We start from the raw sequence: 17,166 nt of genomic DNA, 5'->3' as shown, positions 1-17,166 counted from the left end.
TAACATAATAGGCCGCGTTGAACGCAGCGAAGATGCTGGCAAAGCGCCGAGGACAAACGGTTAATATTTGACCCGCTGTGCCAGTCACGGTAAAAGGTGCTCCACACCAATTGGCTGAAGAGTAGATATCCTTCATGGGCGAAAAACCCGCTTCGCAATCATTCAGTATTTCCGACCTGATCAATAACAATCGCGATTGGTCACGCCGCATGCACGAGCGCGACCCCGAGTTTTTCACACGCTTGGTGGACGGACAGCGTCCCGGTTATTTGTGGATCGGCTGTGGCGACAGTCGCGTGCCGGCAGAAACCGTGCTGGACGTACCGCCCGGCACCGTGTTCGTGCACAGAAGCGTGGCCAACATCATTTACAACAATGATGTAAACACCATGGCGGCGGTAGAGTTCGCGGTGGATTCGCTGAAGGTACGCGATATTCTGGTGGTTGGGCATTATGGCTGCGGCGGTGTTAACGCCTCGATGAACGCGCCGGGCAATGGCGGTATTCTCGACGACTGGCTGCACCCCATTCGCCAGGAATATGTGCGTCGTCGTGAAGAATTGGCGCATTTGCCCAACAAGGAGCAGCACGACCGCATGTGCGAGATCAACGTGCGTATGCAGGTACGCAATCTTGCCAGCACGCGTATTGTGCAGCGCGCTTGGCTGCGTGGACAGCCGCTGACCATTCATGGCTGGTGCCACAGTCTCAAGGACGGCTTGATCAATAACCTTGAGTGCACGGTATCCGGTTTCGACAAGGTACCGCAGCTGTACCGCTTGGATTAACGTCAGGTACTGCGATTCTGCTGCGGCCTATTGCCGATGAGATTCGGTGGCGCGGCAGAATCGTTGGCAACGGATAGAACTCTCGCCCCCCTTTGCGGTCTTAAGCTGAAGTCACCTCGACTTCACGGTAGCTGCCCTACCTTACAGGACACGTACGCCGCTTATGGCTAGAACGCTCTTCAATGCTGATTTTATTGCGCCGCGCTGGCTGAAGCATCGTCAGCTGCAAACGCTGGCTCCCCATCTGCTATGGCGCAGCATTCCGCGATTCGATACCGAGCTTCTGGAACTTCCCGATGGCGATGTGCTCGAGTTGGGATGGAGTGTTCCGACTACCGCAGCTGCCAATACGCCGATGTTGGTCATCCTTACCGAAGAAGAATCCTCACTGTTGCGTTCGCCTTCTACTCGCGCCTTACTGGCATCAGTGGCGCGCAAAGGTTGGCGCGCGGTGGTAATGCATTTCAGGGGCTGCGGGCAAGTGCAGAATCGCTCCTCTCGCGGCTATCACGCCGGCGATACCGCCGATGCCTACTGGCTGATGAGCGTGCTAGCCCGCCGCTTTCCCCATGCCCCAAAGGTCGCGGTAGGCTTTTCAATCGGTGGCAACGTATTGCTGAAGCTGGCCGCCGAGCAAGGCGGTGACGGCCTGGATATCGCCGGTGCGATTTCGGTAAGTGCGCCGCTCGATCTCGCAAGTCGCTCCGATGCGCTTAATCTCGGTCAGGCTCGGCACTACCAGCGGAATTTGCTGCGACGCATGCGGCGACGCATCGAACGCAAACGTGAAGAAAAGCTGCTGCCGCTTGAGATCAGCGCGCAGCAGCTGCAGCGCATCGATACCCTGTGGGCGTTCGACAACGAAGTGACCGCGCCGCTGTATGGGTTCAGTTCAGCGACCGACTACTATCGCCGCGCATCCGCCGGTGCCCTGCTCGATCGTCTGGAGCTGCCGACATTGATTTTGCACGCTCAGGATGACCCCTACGTGCCCGGCGATATTTTCATGCGCCTGCCCTTGCCTTCCGCTAACGTGCGGATCGAGCTAGCGCGTCACGGCGGTCATTTGGGCTTTGTTGAGCAACACAAAGGCCTGCCGCACTCTTGGATGATCGAACGCATTGTCACGCAGGTGGAACGCTGGGTAGAAATGCCTGAGCTAAGCGTGGTCTACCCTTAAGCGAAAACGGTTCGCGGGCAGTGTTGTCTGCCTGAAACGAATGAAGCGCTTTATTTTTCGCCCAACGAAGACGGCTGCATCGATGGATGCAGCCGTTTTCATTTGAATCAACGCAGTATTCAGGCTGTCTTAGATGGCACAGGCCACGCCGGTGCCTTTCAGGCCGCAGTACCCTGCGGGATTCTTGGCCAGATACTGCTGGTGATATTCTTCGGCGTAATAGAAACGCGCCAGCGGCGCTATCTCGGTGGTCACCTCTCCCTTGCCTGCCTCACTCAGTGCGGCACTGTATTGGGCACGTGAGGCCAGCGCGGCCTGGCGCTGAGCTTCACTGGTGTAGTAGATGGCAGAGCGGTACTGGGAACCGATGTCGTTGCCCTGCCGCATTCCCTGTGTGGGGTCATGGGCTTCCCAGAAATGCTTGAGCAGCGTATCGAGCGATAGCTGCTGCGGGTCGAACACCACTCTCACTACCTCGGCATGGCCGGTCTGGCCGCTGCACACTTCTTCGTAGCTAGGGTTGGGCGTTATGCCGCCGGCATACCCCGCTGCCGTTACCAGCACCCCGGGCAATTGCCAGAACAACCGCTCGGCACCCCAAAAGCACCCGAGTCCGAGCACGATCTGCTCTGCGCCCGTCACCCAGGGCGGCAGCATCGAGTGACCATTGACCATGTGTACGCCACTGATCCGAGTGGGCTCGCTTCTGCCCGCGAGCGCTTGGTCGGGGTCTGGCAGTGAAACTGAACGTGCCATGCCGCGTCTCCTAGAAAAGATGGTCGTCGACTTACTGATCGCTTTGAGGATCAGGCGTGCGGCCAAAGCTGAATGAATAAAGCAGATCGAGGGCCTGATTGCCGCCCGACACTGCCTGCACATAAAGGTTTTGCAACAATCGATAGCGCAGCGTTAGTTCCGCAATCGAGGAAAATACGCCAACGCCGTAGCTGACTTTAAGATTGGGGTTGAGATAGCCGCTTACAACCACCTGACTGCTATCGCCGGTGCCAGCGGTATCCAAGGCCAGATCCTGAATGCCGAAGGCTTCACCCAAAGCTCCCACCGCTCGCCCACTTTGCGACACTGACAAACCAATCAGCGCAGACGTTAGCGCGTTATCGTCGCCGTCGGCATCAGGAGCACGCCCGCGCAGCAGATACGACAGCGCGGTGGTTTCGTTCATGGCCGGATCCGAGAAGATTTTCAGCTGCGGCGCCATCGCTGAGCCGGTGACCCGAATGCCCGCTGTCACGTCATCTTCGATAGTGTCGGGGTTACGGATGGCTTCGAAGTCCAGCATCGGTGTTGACGGTGGCCCGTTGAAGGTGATTTTGCCGCGATTGATCGTTAACTTCTGCCCAAACGACGAGAAGCGACCGTCTTCGAGGCTGATATCACCGAACATCTGCAGCGCGCCCGCTCCCTGATTGTTCTCACGTATATTCACCTGGCCGGCCAGGCGGGTATTCAGCCCGTAAGCAGCCAAGCGCACATCGTCGCCCATGCGCAGCGCCACGTTGAGATCGAGCGCCATGCCAGCCTTGCTGAGTTCCTGAGTGGTCGCCCATACCGCTTTAGCGCTGTCTTCGCTGCCCGCGGCCTGTCCGGGAGCAAGCCGCTGGCGCGCTTCATCCAATTGCGCCGCCTGCTGCTGGGTCAGCACCACTTCATCGGTGGAAGGCGCTTGCGCGAACTCAGGCAACTGGGCTACTTCGATACGCGCCCACGGAATGCCTACCGCGCCGGTAATCGCCAGCCGTGCGGGCGTTGCATCGACGTGGATGTCAGGCGCAATGCGCACGCGGCCGTATTCGAGCGCCTGCGCTTCGAGCGGTGAATGTTTGCCATCAAGCGCCAGTGTGGCATGCCAATCACCGCTACTCGGCCAGTCTGCCCGGCCGTTCAGGCCCCAGCGCGCGTCGCCCGATTTCAGGTAGCCATCAATAACGCCGCTGTTGCCATTAAGCGCTACGCCAAGACGCGCATCGTTTAGCTCCAGCGGTAGCTGCTCGCCCTGGGCGCTTACCTTGTCGAGTACGATCTGGCCGTTTAACAGCGGTTGCTCGGCGCTGCCCGCCAGCCGCACATCACCGTTCAGTTCTCCGGTCAGCTTGCGCATTCCCGGCACCAGCGGTTGATAAGGACCAAGCTGCAGCGATGCGAGCTGTAGCCGTCCCGATAGACTGCGCTGCCCCAGCGGATCGCGCACGTTGGCATCGAGGGTGAGGCTGCCCGCCTGCTCAAGCTGCGTGGTCAGGGCCAAATGGGCATTGCGGTCGTTTGCATCGAAACGCGTATCCAGCGCGATTGCGGGGACCTGGAAGGCGTTGCCCGCGGTATCTTCACCGCGCACCAGCAGCTTGCCGTTAATGGCTCCCGTGGCGTTGAAGTTCTGGCCGCCGTTCGACCAACGCGCTTCGAGGTTACCGGCGGCGCTGCCCGACAGCTGCCACGGCGGTGGCAGAAATTCATTTACCATCTCGACGGGCAGGCGATTTAGCGCTAGCGCCGCGGTGCCATTGTCCGCCGATGCCTTCATCTGGCGGGTTAGACACAGGCCGCCGCCCTGCTGGCGGTTAAGACAGAAAGGCTGGACCGTTGCCGAGCTATCGTTGACGTTGGCGTCAAAACGCAGCGGCGAATCGAGGGCTAGCGTTCCGGCCTGCCCAAGATCGCTGGTGAGTGAGCCGATGGTGCCGCGGTAGTGACCGGCATTCATGTCGTAGCCGCCATCGAGCCGCGTGGCCAGGCTGACCAGCGGCCCTTTGGAATTGCCAGCAACATCGAGACTCAGACGATGCTTGCTCAACCGGCCATCCAGATTGGCACTCACCTTGGCGAGCTGTTGGCCGCCTGCCACGATGTCGGCCGCGTTCAGCATTAACTGCATGCTGGGATCGTCGATTCCTTCACTGTGGGCACTGAGATCAAGCGAGCCAAGATGATTGTCACCATATTTGACGCTGCGCCCGTTAAGCGTGATATCGCCGCGTGGCTGTTTGAGCGAGCCCGCGAGGCGCAACTTACCGTTCACCGCGCCGCCGAGCTGCGGAAGCAAAGAGCCGAGCGCAGGTGCGTTGATGTCCGCATTGAGATCAAGCTGCTGGTCGACCTTGCCCTTGGCCTGCACGCTATTGGCGCCTTGGCGTACGTCCAAACGTTCGATCTGTAGTGCTAAATCACTGTTGGCTGCAAAGCGTGCATCGGCAGTCAGCGGTTTTCCGGCTAGCTGGCCTGTCAGTTTCAGCGTCGGCACATTGACGTTCCAGCCGTTATTATTCTGTAGGTTGAAGGCCGCCTCGCCAGCGCCGCTGATATCGCCCTGTACCGCAGGCGTGAAGGTTTGTGGCTTGAGATGTTGCAGCTTCAGCGAAGCCTTCAGCCACAGCCCGGTAGCCCAATTGACGGTACCCGCGCTTTCCACGCTACCGCCCTTGCCCGCATCGATCTTCAGCGGCTGCCAATCAAAATGCTGGTAATCACCGCTGCCGGTGACGGCGAGTGCGAGCGGCTTAAGCTGCGAGCCTGATGCATTTCCGGACAGCGATAGCGCATACCGATTGAGATTGCCGTTCGCTTCAAGCGCCAGATCATCGACGCGGTATTGAGCAATGGCCTGCCCCTGCGCGTCCTTTTCAGGCATTCCGGGCAACGGCCATTGCACGTGCGGCGAGCGCACGCTCGCCTTGAACGGTAGACGCTGATCGAGTGCGTTTAGCTGTGCCTTGATAGTAGCCTGCTGCGGGCCGCTGGCGGCTATCGCTAGATCAAGCGCTGCCAGTGAGCCACTGGCATCTATGCTCAACTGCTCGCCCTTGAGCGGCTCCAGTTGCGAGGTGCCGTGCAGATGCAGCGCAATGGGGTACTGGTCTTTAAGAGCGATATCTGCCGTCAGCTCGGCGTTAAGATCAGGTCCGGTCAGGCTGAGTTTTTGCACTTCTACGCGCGAATTCTCTGCCTTGAGCGCAAGCGCAATGCGATCAAGTGTGAACGGCTGCTCACCGTCAAGCACGAAATCGCTGACCTCAAGCGAAGGTGCATCGATATCGATGGGCAGTTCGATAGCGGGAAGTTCGATTTGCTGATGGGCATCGGTGAGATCGTTGCTGGCGAATGCGGCCAGCGGGTTAGCAATAGCGCTGCCGTCGCCGCGAGTGGGACGGGTCGTTGCGCTGGCCACCTTAGTGGCGGCGGCAACATTAATGTCGCTGTCGAGTGATGCGGAAGTGGCACTCTGGGACGCAGCCGCGTCGTCGCTCTTCTCAGGCTCGGCCGCCTTCGCCAGCGAGATATGGGGCGAGTCGAGATGCGTTTCTCCCAACCGCAATTGGCTGTTGGAAAAAGCCACTGCGCTGGCAAAATGCTGCCAATGAATGCGCGTAGCGTTTTGTGCAGTGGGGTCTGATTCGGTATCAGTTGCGGCGGGCAGGATCAGGCTTACATCGTTCAGCACCAGCTGTTGCACATCGACACTGACCGGCAGCGAGATGCGTCCCGGCAGGCCCTGGTCACTCTCTTGCTGAGGCTGATTCGGATCAGACGGTGCCAGCGTAATGGCCACCTGGTCGGCACTCAGGTTGGAAAGCCCCACGCTTCCCTTGATCAGGGCGTTGTTTAGCCAATCGAGACGCAGCGCTCGCGCGCTAACCTGCGTACCCGCCACCTCAAGGTGCAGATCATCCAGCTCGAAGTGCTCCAAAGGCGCGCCTTTTACCCGCGAGAAGTCGATCAAGCCACGTGATTTGGCCTGATGCAGTGCCCAACTGGTGCCCCATGGCGATAATAAAATGCCAATCACTACCAGCAGCACGCCAAACAGAGCCACCACCGACCAAAGGGAATATCGCAGTAATCGCATTAGAACTCCGGCCCAATGGCAAAGTGAACGCGCCAAGACGAACGATCATCGTCAAACGGATGCGCGAGATCGAGCCGGATCGGCCCCACCGGCGAAATCCAGCGAATACCCACGCCAGCGGCGCGCTTCAGCGATTGATCCGACCAGCTAGTAAACGCGTTACCTACATCGTAGAAAGCGGCCCCCCACCAGGCTCCAGTGATACGCCGTTGATACTCGAAGGTGCCGGTGAGCATATTCTTGCCGCCCAGCAAATCGTCCTTGTGATCGCGCGGTGCCAGAGTTTCGTAGGAGTAGCCGCGTACGCTTGAATCGCCGCCCGCAAAGAAGCGCAAGCTGGGCGGCATTTTCGAGAACGAGTCGGTTTGCGTGGCAGCAATATTGCCGCGCAGGAAAAACCGATTGTCGTTGCCGATGCTTTCTATCCAGCGCGTGGTAGCAACGGCACGCAAAAACGAAATATCGGAACCAAACTGCTTGGTCGTGCCTTCTACGGTAAGATCCTGGCGGTTCCCATGCATTGGGAACTGCTCGTTATCTACCGCAGTGCGATCCCAGGCGATTCCCGGAGTAATAAGGAAGACATCGGCGCTGTCGCTGGCCTGAGTGAAATCTTCCTGACTGAAGCGCACATAGAGCCGCTGATTCCAACCGTTGGCGAAGTGCCAGACGCGCGTGGGCGTGAACCACAGTTTGCGGCTGCGCGTATCGTTGTCGTCAACGTAGTCGAAGCCATAATTGAATTCATAGGCATCGTTCAGCGGCTGTTCGAGCGGTATTCGGTACTGCCCCGCTAACGACTGACGGCGTTGAGAGAAGTAAAGACTATTGGTCAGCGAATCGCCGCGATCATTCATCCACGGACGCGTCCAGCCGAACTGAACGTGCGGGCCGTCGTCGGTGGAGTAGCCGATGCCGGTCTTGAATTGATCACGATCAGCGGCAACCACATTGACGCTTACCGGGGCGACCGCGCGCTGGGCGGCGGCATTCTGCTGTGCGGAGGTCACCGTCGAATCATCATTCGAGGGCCGCGTCATTTGCTCATTGTGGTTGTGCTGTTGGTCGAGCTGCGGTCGCACTGACACGCTGCGGAACCAGTTGGTACGCCCCAGGCGGTTGTTGAATTCCGCGATATCGCTGGTTTGGTACGGGTCGCCTTTCTTAAACGGTTGCAGGGCATCGATACTGGAACGGCGAATCTGGCTGCCTTCCACATCGATATCGCCATAGCGGTAGCGCTTGCCCGACACGTAAACCAGATAGATATCCGCGCGCTGCTCCCACGGCCGCACCTCAATACGATGCAGCGGATAGCTGGCATCGAAATAACCACGGCTCAGCGCCAGCGTATCAAGCTGCTTTTTCAGGTATTCGTAATGTTCGTGGGACAGCGGCTTGCCCTTGTCTTTCATCAGGGCGCTATTGGCCAGCAACTTTTTGACTTCAGGGTCTTCGCTTGCTTCTCCCACAATCTGTACATCCAGCACCTTGACGTGGGTTTGTGGCCCCTTGTCGATATGAACGTCGACGTGCTGACGATCGCGGAATTTCACCTCGATAGTGGGCGTATAGTAGCCATACGCCTTTAGCGCGCTGACCACATCGCTGTGCACGCTATTGCCGTAGAGCTCGGGACGTGAGTTGGCAGGAATCTTGAGCGGGGCCAGATACGCGACAACGTTACTGCGCACCTCACCACCTACGCCATGCACATCGGCTTCCAGTGCCGATGCGTGAAGCGGCCATAGCGCACACGCCGAAAGTGTTCCTACGCAACCCACCATTCGCTTGAGCGGAAGAAAGGTTCGCTGATGATTCAACGCAAGGGGTAGCATCATAGTCAGTGAGAAGCGTTACCTGATTCCAAGGACGAAACACGCTCGTTCAGCGAGTGCAGCTGATCCTCCAGCGCTGCTAAACGAAAGCCCAGGGAGTGCTGCTGGTCATTCGGCGCTTGCTGCGTGTCAGCGGCGTTTGCATCGCTGCTCTGCTGCTGTAGCGCGCGCAACGCCACCCCCAGAGCACCTAGCTGCACGTCCATCGCGTCGAGCCGCTGCGGCTCGATATTAGGCAGCGCATCCAGCCGATGCTGGTGATCGTTAAGTTTGTCAGCCAGCGCGGCTTGCTGGTGTTGTAATGCTTCGATGTCGCGCGTTGCCTGCTGCAGCTGCTGTTGATAGCGACCATTGCTCGACAGCAGTTGCTGGCGATCGTTGGCATAAAACGCGGCCAGCGCAATAACTCCCGCGAGCGCCAACAGCGCCAGCAATACGCCCGGCCAACTCACCCGTTTAACGGGACGCTGCCCGGGGCGCGGACGCGCTAGCAATTCGTCCTCGCCCGGTACAATCGCATAAGGGTCTCGGGAGCCGATATCGGGCTCAGGCATGCTGTTTCTCCATCTGTGCATTACGGCAACGCTGTGCAGGTAACGCGTTAATACTGCACCTGTCGCTGACCGGCGGCTATGAACACTAGACCATTGTGGTGGAAATACGCGAGTGATGATAACGGGTTGTCACATTCAAGCGAATAGCAGGATGAAACTAACCGCCTTCGGGGGGTAAACTTAGCGTCAATTGTTTTCCGACGTACATTCTCGCTGGTTCGTTACTGGCGGTCTTATTATCTGGAGCAGGTTATGACCCTCAACGCTTCCCAAGCTGAGCAAGGCGCGCAGCGCACCAGCAACAACTTCGACCAGGCCGAACTTGACAAGTTTGGTGCACTGGCCCAGCAATGGTGGGATCGTGACGGCAATTTCAAACCGCTTCACGACATCAACCCGCTGCGCCTTGGCTATATCGAAGAGCACAGCGGTTCGCTGGCCGACAAGAAAGTACTCGATGTGGGCTGCGGAGGCGGCATTCTCAGCGAATCAATGGCCCGCCGCGGTGCGCAGGTAACGGCCATCGATCTTAGCGAAGCACCGCTCGCGGTGGCAAAGCTGCATCTCGCTGAAAGCGGTCTTGAGGTCGACTACCAGCTGATCAGCGTTGAAGATCTTGCAGAGCAGCAGCCAGGCAGCTTCGACGTGGTGACCTGCATGGAAATGCTCGAGCATGTACCCGACCCTGCTGCCATTATTGCGGCCTGCAAGAAGCTGGTAAAACCGGGCGGACAAGTCTTCTTCAGTACCATCAACCGTAATCCAAAATCCTACTTGTTCGCGATTATCGGTGCCGAACGCATCCTCAAACTGTTGCCGGTAGGAACGCACGAGTATCAGCGCTTCATCCGTCCTTCGGAGCTGGCCAATTGGACGCGTCATGCGGGGCTGAATACACGCGATCAGCGCGGCCTTCACTACAACCCGCTGACCCGCCGCTATTGGCTGAGCAGCAATATCGATGTGAACTACATGGTGCACTGCCAGCGTCCGCAGGATAACGCATGACCGGTAGTATTCCGTGTGCGGCAGTGCTGTTTGATCTCGACGGTACGCTCGTCGATACCGCTCCTGACCTGATTCATGCCACTAACCTGCTGCGCGAACGCTATGGGCTGCCAGCGCTGCCCGACGACCAAGTGCGCGCTGAGGTGTCGATGGGCGGCCGGGCGCTAACGCGTTTGGCGCTCGGAGAAGCTGCCGACGATCTGGCGCTGGAGCAGTTGCTTGCCGATTATGCGGCCTGTCTTGGCGAACACAGCCAGATATTCGCGGGCCTGGAGCCGCTGTTAGCGCAATTGCGCTTGCATCATCAGCCCTGGGGAATAGTGACTAACAAGGAGCGGCGTTTCGCTGAACCGCTGCTGGCAGCGCTATCGCTGGAACCGCCGACGCTGGTATGCGGTGATGACGTGGCTAAGGCCAAGCCTCATCCCGAAGCGCTGATCGCCGCCGCCGCTGAGCTAGAAGTTACTCCCGAGCAGTGTTGCTATATTGGCGATCATCGGCGCGATATGGATGCTGCGCACGCTAGTGGCATGTGCGCCATTGCGGTGGGCTACGGCTATCTGTCTCCTACCGACGATATTCGCGATTGGAACGCCGATCGGCGCTGCGATACCCCTGCTCAGTTGAGCGCGCTGCTAACCACTCAGCTCAAACAGCGCTATTCCGGCAATGCCTCGGTAAATGCCTCAGCCTGTTGGGCTGAAAGCTCTACCTAGCGACAGCATCGATAGCGCTATTCGTTAGCGCTGTGAGCAGCTATTAACCAACAACGCCACGCATAACGCGTGGCGTTGTTGTCTTCAGGCGGTGCATTAGCGCCAGTGCAGCCACACGGAGCTGTCACCGCCCTATCACCGTGCTTAACTCAGCACCCGTCCCAGCGTGTGGCAGATATCGGTGGGCATCATGGCAGCAAAGGTCCAGAAACAAATACCGGCAACGCCCGCCGCCGGCTGATTTACCAAAAACAGCAGAATGAGTGCTGCAGTCGCCAGGCCCCACAGCCAACTCGCCAACAGCGATAGCCCAGTATCGTGAATACGCGGCACCAGTGTGATCACAAACAGCGGCGTAAGTATCAGCCACGCGGCGGTGTTGTGCATGAAGGCGTCGAGTGATTGAAAGCCGATCACCAGCGCCAAAGCAACAACAATATTCATGATAGTGAAAGGCAACAGGCCAAGTTTGAAGTGCCTTAGTGACGTCATGCGAAGGTCTCCTTATCAGTAGTAGAGATAAATGTGGTGTCGTTATGTCAGCGCACACTGCGGCTGATACAACGGCGCCTAAATAACCACTGCCCCATTGGCAGGATCTTCAGTGAGCGTCGCCGCGATATCGGTCAGTGCGGTGTCCAGTGCGGCGCGAGAAATAGCCCCACCCAGCGACAATCGCACCGCTTCGGGCGGTGGCTCGGTAACAGCAAAGCTATCGCTTGGCACCACCGATACCCCTCGGCGGGTCAGATGGTGCGCGAAAGCTGCGCGTGTCCAATGGGCCGGCAGCTTGAGCCATAAGTGGAAAGCGCTGTTTTCCCCCGACAGCGCAGTGCCGGGCAGCAGACTTTCTGCAATCTCACGTCGATAACGGGTTTCGGTACGAATAGCCTCCAGCAAACGCGCGGCGGTGCCGCGAGTCATCCACTGGCTGGCAAGAGCGGTGGTCAATGGTGATGCCATCACCGAGGTGGCACGCAACACGCTGATTAACTGCTGCGCTTCGATGGCTGAAGGTGCAACGGCATAGGCAAGCCGCAGCCCTGCGCCAAGGCATTTCGATAAGCCGGCGATGTACCAGGTATTGTGCGGTGCGAAACTGGCGATTGACGGTTCGGGATGGCGAGGCAGCATGCCGTAGGCGTCGTCTTCGATAATCGGCACTCCGTAACGAAGCGCCAGCTCGGCAATGTGCTGACGGCGTTTGAGCGACATCGACAGCGCCGTCGGGTTATGCAACACGGGATTCAGGTAGAGCGCCCCCACCTGCTGCTGCTGACAGGCGTGTTCGAAGGCATCGGGATCGATACCTTCCTTATCAAACGGCAAACCGCAAAGAGGAATGTTGAGCTGGGAGGCGGCCCGTTTGACGCCTGGATAGGTGAGCTCGGCACAGCACAGCGGCTTAACGGGCGATAGCTTCAGCAGCATGAAAATGGCCAGCAGCGTTGCCTGCACCCCCGGTAAAATGACGGTGTGATCCTGCTGGCAGCGAATACGCGGAGCTAGCCAGTCGCAGGCAATCTCGCGGTCGGTCAGCGTGCCCCCCGCCTGCTGATAGCGCATTAGTTCAGGCAACTGCCGTCCAAGTGCGTCGAAATCGTCACGCAAGCGCTGTTGCAGCGCAACGTCATCAGGTTCAGGCGGAAGATTCATGCTCATATCGATCGCCGCGTGATCCGTTCCCAAAGGGCGCTGATGCTGCGCACTCCTGGCGGCTTCGATGTGCTGCGCGGCCTTGGTGGAGACGAAACTGCCCGCACCAACCCGCGCAATAATCAGTCCACGCGTAAGCGCTTCTCGATAGGCGCGCGTAACCGTAGTGAAGTGAATGCCGAGCTCTTCGGCCAGCGCACGTTGAGCAGGCAACTTTTGCAGCGGCACTAGCGCGCCGCTGGCAATATCGGTTTCCAGCGCGTTCACGATCGCCAGATATTTGGGCCCATGTGAGTCGTGAATGACGGGCCGCCATTGTGAGGTTGCCATGCTTCTCTCCTTCTGCTGGATCGACTCCACCTGCAAAAGCTGCTGCTAGCGTTTCAAACGGGGTAATACGTCCGCCTGAACAGAAATGCATACAATATAAGGCATTTATGCATACATTGTTGGCTGTAGACCAACCAAAGTGCATGCAATCATACTCCTAAAACGACAAAAAACGCTATAGCTGCGTCATTTCGCCACAAAGCTGCATGACAGGGGATAATTGTATGTATATATGCATACAATTCACTCGTCCCGGGACGTCAGTGAAACCGTGGTGTTGCGCGCGCGAGTAAGAAGAAGGCCGATTCACGGGGCTCGACACTTGCCACAAAGGCGGAGGGATGGGGGAGAAATGAGACTGGCGCAGATGGTACGCCAGTACACCGATGCTGTTGGCAGCGGGAAAACCACTGCCAACAGTCGGTAAAGAAAACATACGCTGACTCGTTAGCCGTTAACCTTGGCGAGAAATGCCTTGGCTTTTTTGCCGGCATCGGAGTCGGGATGTTGCTTGACCAGATCATCCAGCAGTTTTTGAGCGCCGGTGTCGTCGCCCTGCTGCGCTTTGATCATTGCAAGCGCGTAAGCAGAATCCGGTGCTTTACCACTGTCTGGATACTTTTTCAGCACCGCTTCGAAGGCATGCGCGGCACCATCGTTCTGCGACTTGTTGCTATAGATTTGCCCCAGCCAATAGTAGGAATTGGCCAACAGCGGTGAATCAGGGTAGTTCTGATTAAACGCCTTGAACGCTTTTTCGGCTTCGTCGTAATGCTTGTCACGAATCTGGTCGAAAGCGTCGTTGTATGCCTGACGATCACTAACGTTAGCACCGTCTGAATCATCAGAATTTCCTGACTGGCTGGCCGCCGCGCCTGCTGCAGCCCCGGCGCCCGCACCCGCTGCGCCCGCGTCATCGGAGTTATCACCATCCGCTGGCGCATCGCTATTGGATGCCCCGCTACCGCTACCGCCATCGCCGTCACCTTCGAGATCGGCTAAGCGCGTATCAAGATCGAGGTAGCGTTTCTGGCCTTGATCCTGAGATTGCTGGATCTGGTGCTGTAGCTCTTCGATTTGGCCACGCAGGTCGTTAATCGCCTGCTGCTGATCCTGAAGCTGATTGAAAAGCGCCAGATTGCCGGACGCGGTTTGCTGCTGACCGCCGGCCTGATCGCTGGAAATACTAGCATCCTGGGCCCATACGGAAAGCGGGAGCAACAAGGCTCCCGCACCGCACAGTTTTTTCAAACTGTGTTTCATGACTTACCTCTGGTTTCAGTAGTCAAATACTACACGACGGTCCTGAGCGTAGGCCTCCTGGCTGCGACCAGTGGACGCCGGACGTTCTTCACCGTAGCTGACAACTTCTACCTGAGAACCGTTCACGCCCTGAACTGCCAGGTACTGACGAACAGAGTTGGCACGACGCTCACCCAGACCCAGGTTGTACTCACGAGTACCCTGCGGGTCAGTGTGGCCCTGCAGCACTACGTGTGCGTCAGGGTGCGACTGCAGGTAAGCAGCATGCTGGTTGAGGACAGATTCGAACTCAGGACGGATGGTGTCGTGGTCAAAATCGAAGTAGATAGTGCGAACAGACGGAATTTCGTTCTGTGCGCTGGCATCCCCTGCTCCTGAACCATTGCCGTAGCCAGTAGCGCCGCCTGTAGTGGCAGTGCCTTGCTGACCAGAGCTCATACCACCGTCGGTGCCCTCCTGGGTACCGCCGCCGCTGGAGCAGCCAGCGATAACGACCACCGAAAGAGCTGCTGCCAAGGTTTTGGCGTAAGTGGAAAACTGCATGGTTTTCTCCTTGCTTTTTAAGAACACTGATGACTGATTTATTCTAGTCATTTATTTGGTGAACGGCGACCAGGAAGGTTCCTGAACATTTCCATCGGGGACCGGAATCTCGAAAGACGCACGGCCATCCGCTGAAGTCGCTCCCAGAATACCACGACCTCCCTTCTCTGTGGCATATACCACCATTGTTCCATTAGGAGCAACAGTAGGCGCCTCATCGAAACGAGTTTTACTCAACACCGTCAGGCGACCACTGGCAAGATCCTGCTTGGCTGCCTGGAAGCCCTGATTGGTGCGCGTTACAAAGAATATAGTAGAGCCATCTGGAGCGAAATGCCCGCCCGCATTGTATCTATTGGTGAACGTAACGCGCTGCGACTGGCCGCTACCAAAGTTGTAACGATAAATCTGCGGCTGACCCGACTGATCGGAGGTGTATATCAGGCTGCCACCGTCAGGCGCGTAGTTGGGCTCGGTATTGATGGAGCTGCCGTGGGTAATCTGGTTGAGCTGACGCGAACCAAGGTCCATCACGTAAATGTCAGGAGAACCGCCTTTCGACAGTGACATGGCAATCTTGCGACCATCGGGAGACCAGGCCGGCGCACCGTTGATGCCCTTGAACGAGGTCAGCTTGATACGGTTGCCAGTGGCAAGCTGCTGAACATAGATCGAAGGACGCTTGCCTTCGAACGACACATACGCCAGCTTGCTGCCATCGGGCGACCACGCGGGCGATAGAATCGGCTCGTTGGAGTTAAGGACACGGCGCGGATTGTAGCCATCCTGATCGGCCACGTAGAGCGAGAAGCTCATGTTGGGGTCGATGCCAGTAGAGATAACGTAGGCAATTTTAGTGCGGAAAGCGCCGCGAATGCCGGTAATTTTCTCGAAGATCTGATCGGCAACATAATGGGCGCTTTGGCGCAGCTGCGCTTCGCTACCCGACACGTTGGCGCTGATTTCACGCTTGTTACCGAACACGTCGTGTAGCTCATAGGTAATCTTGTAGCCATTGCCTGCGGCTTCGACGCGGCCATCGACCAGATAGCTGGCGCGAGTATTTTGCCACGCCGAGTAGTCAATCTGATCGCCCGGTGCAGGTGTGCCAATCAGGCTACTGCTGTCCAGCGGCGCGAATTTACCGCTGTTACGCAGATCGTTGGTGATGATATTGCTTACATTTTGCGGTAGCTGCTGACCATTGGCGTTAAACGATGTGATCGCAATCGGAATGGCGTCGTTACTGCCGCGGGTAATCTGAATATCTAGATCAGCGCGGGCTACCGCACTTATCGCAAGCATCAAAAACAGGCCAGTAAAGGCCGCTAAACGTCTCATCAGCGTACGTCCTCTGGGTTGAAGGTCAGGGTGAAGCTACGGAACTGGCGCTGTGTGCCGCTTGGCGCATTGCCCAGCTCATTAAAAGGTGCGGCACGCTGAACGGCCTGCACCGCGGATTGATCGAACGAACTATCACCGCTGCTACTGGATACGCTGACGTTGATCAGTTCACCGGTGGCAGGTATGAGGCGCACTCGCAGGGTGGTTTTAATACCCGATGGCAAATTATCCGGTTTGTTCCAGTTCTGCTCTACCGCATGGCGAATCACATTCATCATGCTATTAGCGGCTTGGGCGCCCTGCGCTGCGTTAGACGAATTCTTCTCACCACTGCCCGATGCTGAAGCGAGCGCTGAGCTGTCGCTGGAAGCAGCGGCGGCCATGCGTTTTTTACGCGCATCGGCGGCGGCTTTTTCCTTCGCTGCCTTATCTTTGGCGGCTTTTTCCTTCGCTGCCTTATCTTTGGCGGCTTTTTCCTTCGCGGCCTTTTCCTTGGCCGCTTTTTCCTTCGCTGCCTTTTCTTTGGCGGCTTTCTGTTTCGCTTCCTTGTCAGCCTGAGCTTTCTCGGCAGCAGCCTTTTCCTTCGCAGCCTTCTCTTTGGCAGCCTTATCGGCTTCGGCTTTCTGTTCGGCTTCCTTGGCGGCCTGTTCACGCGCCTGGCGCGCGTTTTCAGCCTGTTGGCGCTGCTGCTGTTCCTGCTTGGCTGCCGCCGCTGCTGCGGCGGCAGCTTGTTGTTCCTGCTGCTCGGCAGCGGCCTGCTGTTGCTGTTGTTCAGTGGCCTGCTCGGCGGCTTCTTGCTGCTGTTCCTGTTCTTGCTGCTGCTCTTGTTGCTCCTGCTCCTGAGCCTGACGCGCCTCGCCCTTCGCCGTGTCGTTTTCAGGACTCGGTGAAGGTGTGCGCGTCTGCGAAGAAATCAGCGTGGCCTGAACGTAGGAGTTGTCCTGAGGGGGCTGCTCAGCGCTTGGCCAATCCACCAGCAGCGCCACAATAAGAATGACGTGAAGCACCACCGCACAGATGATCGGTGTCTTGAAGCGAATTTCCTGGGGCTTGTCGGCCATTAAAATCCTCCTGACCGGCACGGTAGC

General features: G+C 57.8%; 14 protein-coding genes. 4 read left to right on the top strand and 10 right to left on the bottom strand.

The window, feature by feature from the left end:
• Positions 1-134 precede the first annotated feature (134 nt).
• A complete protein-coding gene (locus R84865_RS00595; RefSeq protein WP_435632462.1) occupies positions 135-788 on the top strand; it encodes a carbonic anhydrase in 654 nt (217 codons plus the stop codon).
• A 163-nt stretch (positions 789-951) separates the two neighbouring features.
• Positions 952-1,968, top strand: coding sequence for a hydrolase (locus R84865_RS00590; protein ID WP_435638558.1), 1,017 nt, complete (start codon positions 952-954; stop codon positions 1,966-1,968).
• Positions 1,969-2,097: 129 nt separating this feature from the next.
• On the opposite strand, the gene msrA is transcribed toward R84865_RS00590, so the two are convergent.
• The 4 genes from msrA to R84865_RS00570 are packed head-to-tail and all read right to left on the bottom strand — an operon-like array spanning position 2,098 to position 9,218.
• On the bottom strand, positions 2,098-2,724 hold the full coding sequence (msrA, locus tag R84865_RS00585) for a peptide-methionine (S)-S-oxide reductase MsrA (RefSeq protein ID WP_435637743.1): 627 nt from the start codon (positions 2,722-2,724) through the stop codon (positions 2,098-2,100).
• A 31-nt stretch (positions 2,725-2,755) separates the two neighbouring features.
• The gene (gene tamB, locus R84865_RS00580; RefSeq protein WP_435638557.1) at positions 2,756-6,826 is read right to left on the bottom strand and encodes an autotransporter assembly complex protein TamB; all 4,071 of its coding nucleotides are present in this window, start codon (positions 6,824-6,826) and stop codon (positions 2,756-2,758) included.
• Positions 6,826-8,667 (bottom strand): autotransporter assembly complex protein TamA, encoded by a 1,842-nt coding sequence (gene tamA, locus R84865_RS00575; RefSeq protein WP_435632458.1) that lies wholly within the window; start codon positions 8,665-8,667, stop codon positions 6,826-6,828. The genes tamB and tamA overlap by 1 nt, the downstream gene beginning before the upstream one ends.
• Positions 8,668-8,669: 2 nt before the next feature.
• Positions 8,670-9,218, bottom strand: a complete 549-nt coding sequence (locus tag R84865_RS00570) for a hypothetical protein (protein ID WP_435632457.1) — start codon at positions 9,216-9,218, stop codon at positions 8,670-8,672.
• Positions 9,219-9,470: 252 nt separating this feature from the next.
• Between R84865_RS00570 and ubiG the strand changes: the two genes are divergently transcribed.
• On the top strand, positions 9,471-10,226 hold the full coding sequence (ubiG, locus tag R84865_RS00565; RefSeq protein WP_435638556.1) for a bifunctional 2-polyprenyl-6-hydroxyphenol methylase/3-demethylubiquinol 3-O-methyltransferase UbiG: 756 nt from the start codon (positions 9,471-9,473) through the stop codon (positions 10,224-10,226).
• Positions 10,223-10,942: an HAD family hydrolase gene (locus tag R84865_RS00560; protein ID WP_435638555.1), complete on the top strand. Its 720-nt coding sequence runs from the start codon at positions 10,223-10,225 to the stop codon at positions 10,940-10,942. The genes ubiG and R84865_RS00560 overlap by 4 nt, the downstream gene beginning before the upstream one ends.
• A gap of 144 nt (positions 10,943-11,086) precedes the next feature.
• Here the strand turns inward: R84865_RS00560 and R84865_RS00555 are convergent, their stop codons facing one another.
• From R84865_RS00555 to tolA, 6 genes are all read right to left on the bottom strand, one after another.
• On the bottom strand, positions 11,087-11,434 hold the full coding sequence (locus tag R84865_RS00555) for a hypothetical protein (RefSeq protein WP_435632454.1): 348 nt from the start codon (positions 11,432-11,434) through the stop codon (positions 11,087-11,089).
• Between the two features lie 78 nt (positions 11,435-11,512).
• Positions 11,513-12,928 carry an aminotransferase-like domain-containing protein gene (locus R84865_RS00550; RefSeq protein ID WP_435638554.1) on the bottom strand — a complete coding sequence of 472 codons (1,416 nt, stop codon included), beginning with the start codon at positions 12,926-12,928 and terminating at the stop codon, positions 11,513-11,515.
• Between the two features lie 447 nt (positions 12,929-13,375).
• Positions 13,376-14,191: a tol-pal system protein YbgF gene (gene ybgF / locus R84865_RS00545; RefSeq protein ID WP_435638553.1), complete on the bottom strand. Its 816-nt coding sequence runs from the start codon at positions 14,189-14,191 to the stop codon at positions 13,376-13,378.
• 15 nt (positions 14,192-14,206) lie between these two features.
• Positions 14,207-14,734 (bottom strand): peptidoglycan-associated lipoprotein Pal, encoded by a 528-nt coding sequence (gene pal / locus R84865_RS00540; protein ID WP_435632451.1) that lies wholly within the window; start codon positions 14,732-14,734, stop codon positions 14,207-14,209.
• A gap of 51 nt (positions 14,735-14,785) precedes the next feature.
• A complete protein-coding gene (tolB, locus tag R84865_RS00535) occupies positions 14,786-16,075 on the bottom strand; it encodes a Tol-Pal system beta propeller repeat protein TolB (protein WP_435637737.1) in 1,290 nt (429 codons plus the stop codon).
• Positions 16,075-17,139 (bottom strand): cell envelope integrity protein TolA, encoded by a 1,065-nt coding sequence (gene tolA, locus R84865_RS00530; protein WP_435638552.1) that lies wholly within the window; start codon positions 17,137-17,139, stop codon positions 16,075-16,077. The genes tolB and tolA overlap by 1 nt, the downstream gene beginning before the upstream one ends.
• Positions 17,140-17,166 lie beyond the last annotated feature (27 nt).

The organism is Carnimonas bestiolae, assembly GCF_051251145.1.
Lineage (GTDB): Bacteria > Pseudomonadota > Gammaproteobacteria > Pseudomonadales > Halomonadaceae > Carnimonas > Carnimonas bestiolae.
This window is presented reverse-complemented; position numbering and strand designations above follow the sequence as displayed.

What these genes read in the sequence shown, in the direction of transcription:
- tamA (WP_435632458.1), bottom strand. Translation starts at nt 8,667, where the DNA reads ATGATGCTACCCCTTGCGTTGAATCATCAGCGAACCTTTCTTCCGCTC.
- ubiG (WP_435638556.1), top strand. Translation starts at nt 9,471, where the DNA reads ATGACCCTCAACGCTTCCCAAGCTGAGCAAGGCGCGCAGCGCACCAGC.
- tolA (WP_435638552.1), bottom strand. Translation starts at nt 17,139, where the DNA reads ATGGCCGACAAGCCCCAGGAAATTCGCTTCAAGACACCGATCATCTGT.
- R84865_RS00595 (WP_435632462.1), top strand. Translation starts at nt 135, where the DNA reads ATGGGCGAAAAACCCGCTTCGCAATCATTCAGTATTTCCGACCTGATC.
- R84865_RS00590 (WP_435638558.1), top strand. Translation starts at nt 952, where the DNA reads ATGGCTAGAACGCTCTTCAATGCTGATTTTATTGCGCCGCGCTGGCTG.
- R84865_RS00560 (WP_435638555.1), top strand. Translation starts at nt 10,223, where the DNA reads ATGACCGGTAGTATTCCGTGTGCGGCAGTGCTGTTTGATCTCGACGGT.
- R84865_RS00570 (WP_435632457.1), bottom strand. Translation starts at nt 9,218, where the DNA reads ATGCCTGAGCCCGATATCGGCTCCCGAGACCCTTATGCGATTGTACCG.
- R84865_RS00555 (WP_435632454.1), bottom strand. Translation starts at nt 11,434, where the DNA reads ATGACGTCACTAAGGCACTTCAAACTTGGCCTGTTGCCTTTCACTATC.
- tolB (WP_435637737.1), bottom strand. Translation starts at nt 16,075, where the DNA reads ATGAGACGTTTAGCGGCCTTTACTGGCCTGTTTTTGATGCTTGCGATA.
- ybgF (WP_435638553.1), bottom strand. Translation starts at nt 14,191, where the DNA reads ATGAAACACAGTTTGAAAAAACTGTGCGGTGCGGGAGCCTTGTTGCTC.
- msrA (WP_435637743.1), bottom strand. Translation starts at nt 2,724, where the DNA reads ATGGCACGTTCAGTTTCACTGCCAGACCCCGACCAAGCGCTCGCGGGC.
- tamB (WP_435638557.1), bottom strand. Translation starts at nt 6,826, where the DNA reads ATGCGATTACTGCGATATTCCCTTTGGTCGGTGGTGGCTCTGTTTGGC.
- pal (WP_435632451.1), bottom strand. Translation starts at nt 14,734, where the DNA reads ATGCAGTTTTCCACTTACGCCAAAACCTTGGCAGCAGCTCTTTCGGTG.
- R84865_RS00550 (WP_435638554.1), bottom strand. Translation starts at nt 12,928, where the DNA reads ATGGCAACCTCACAATGGCGGCCCGTCATTCACGACTCACATGGGCCC.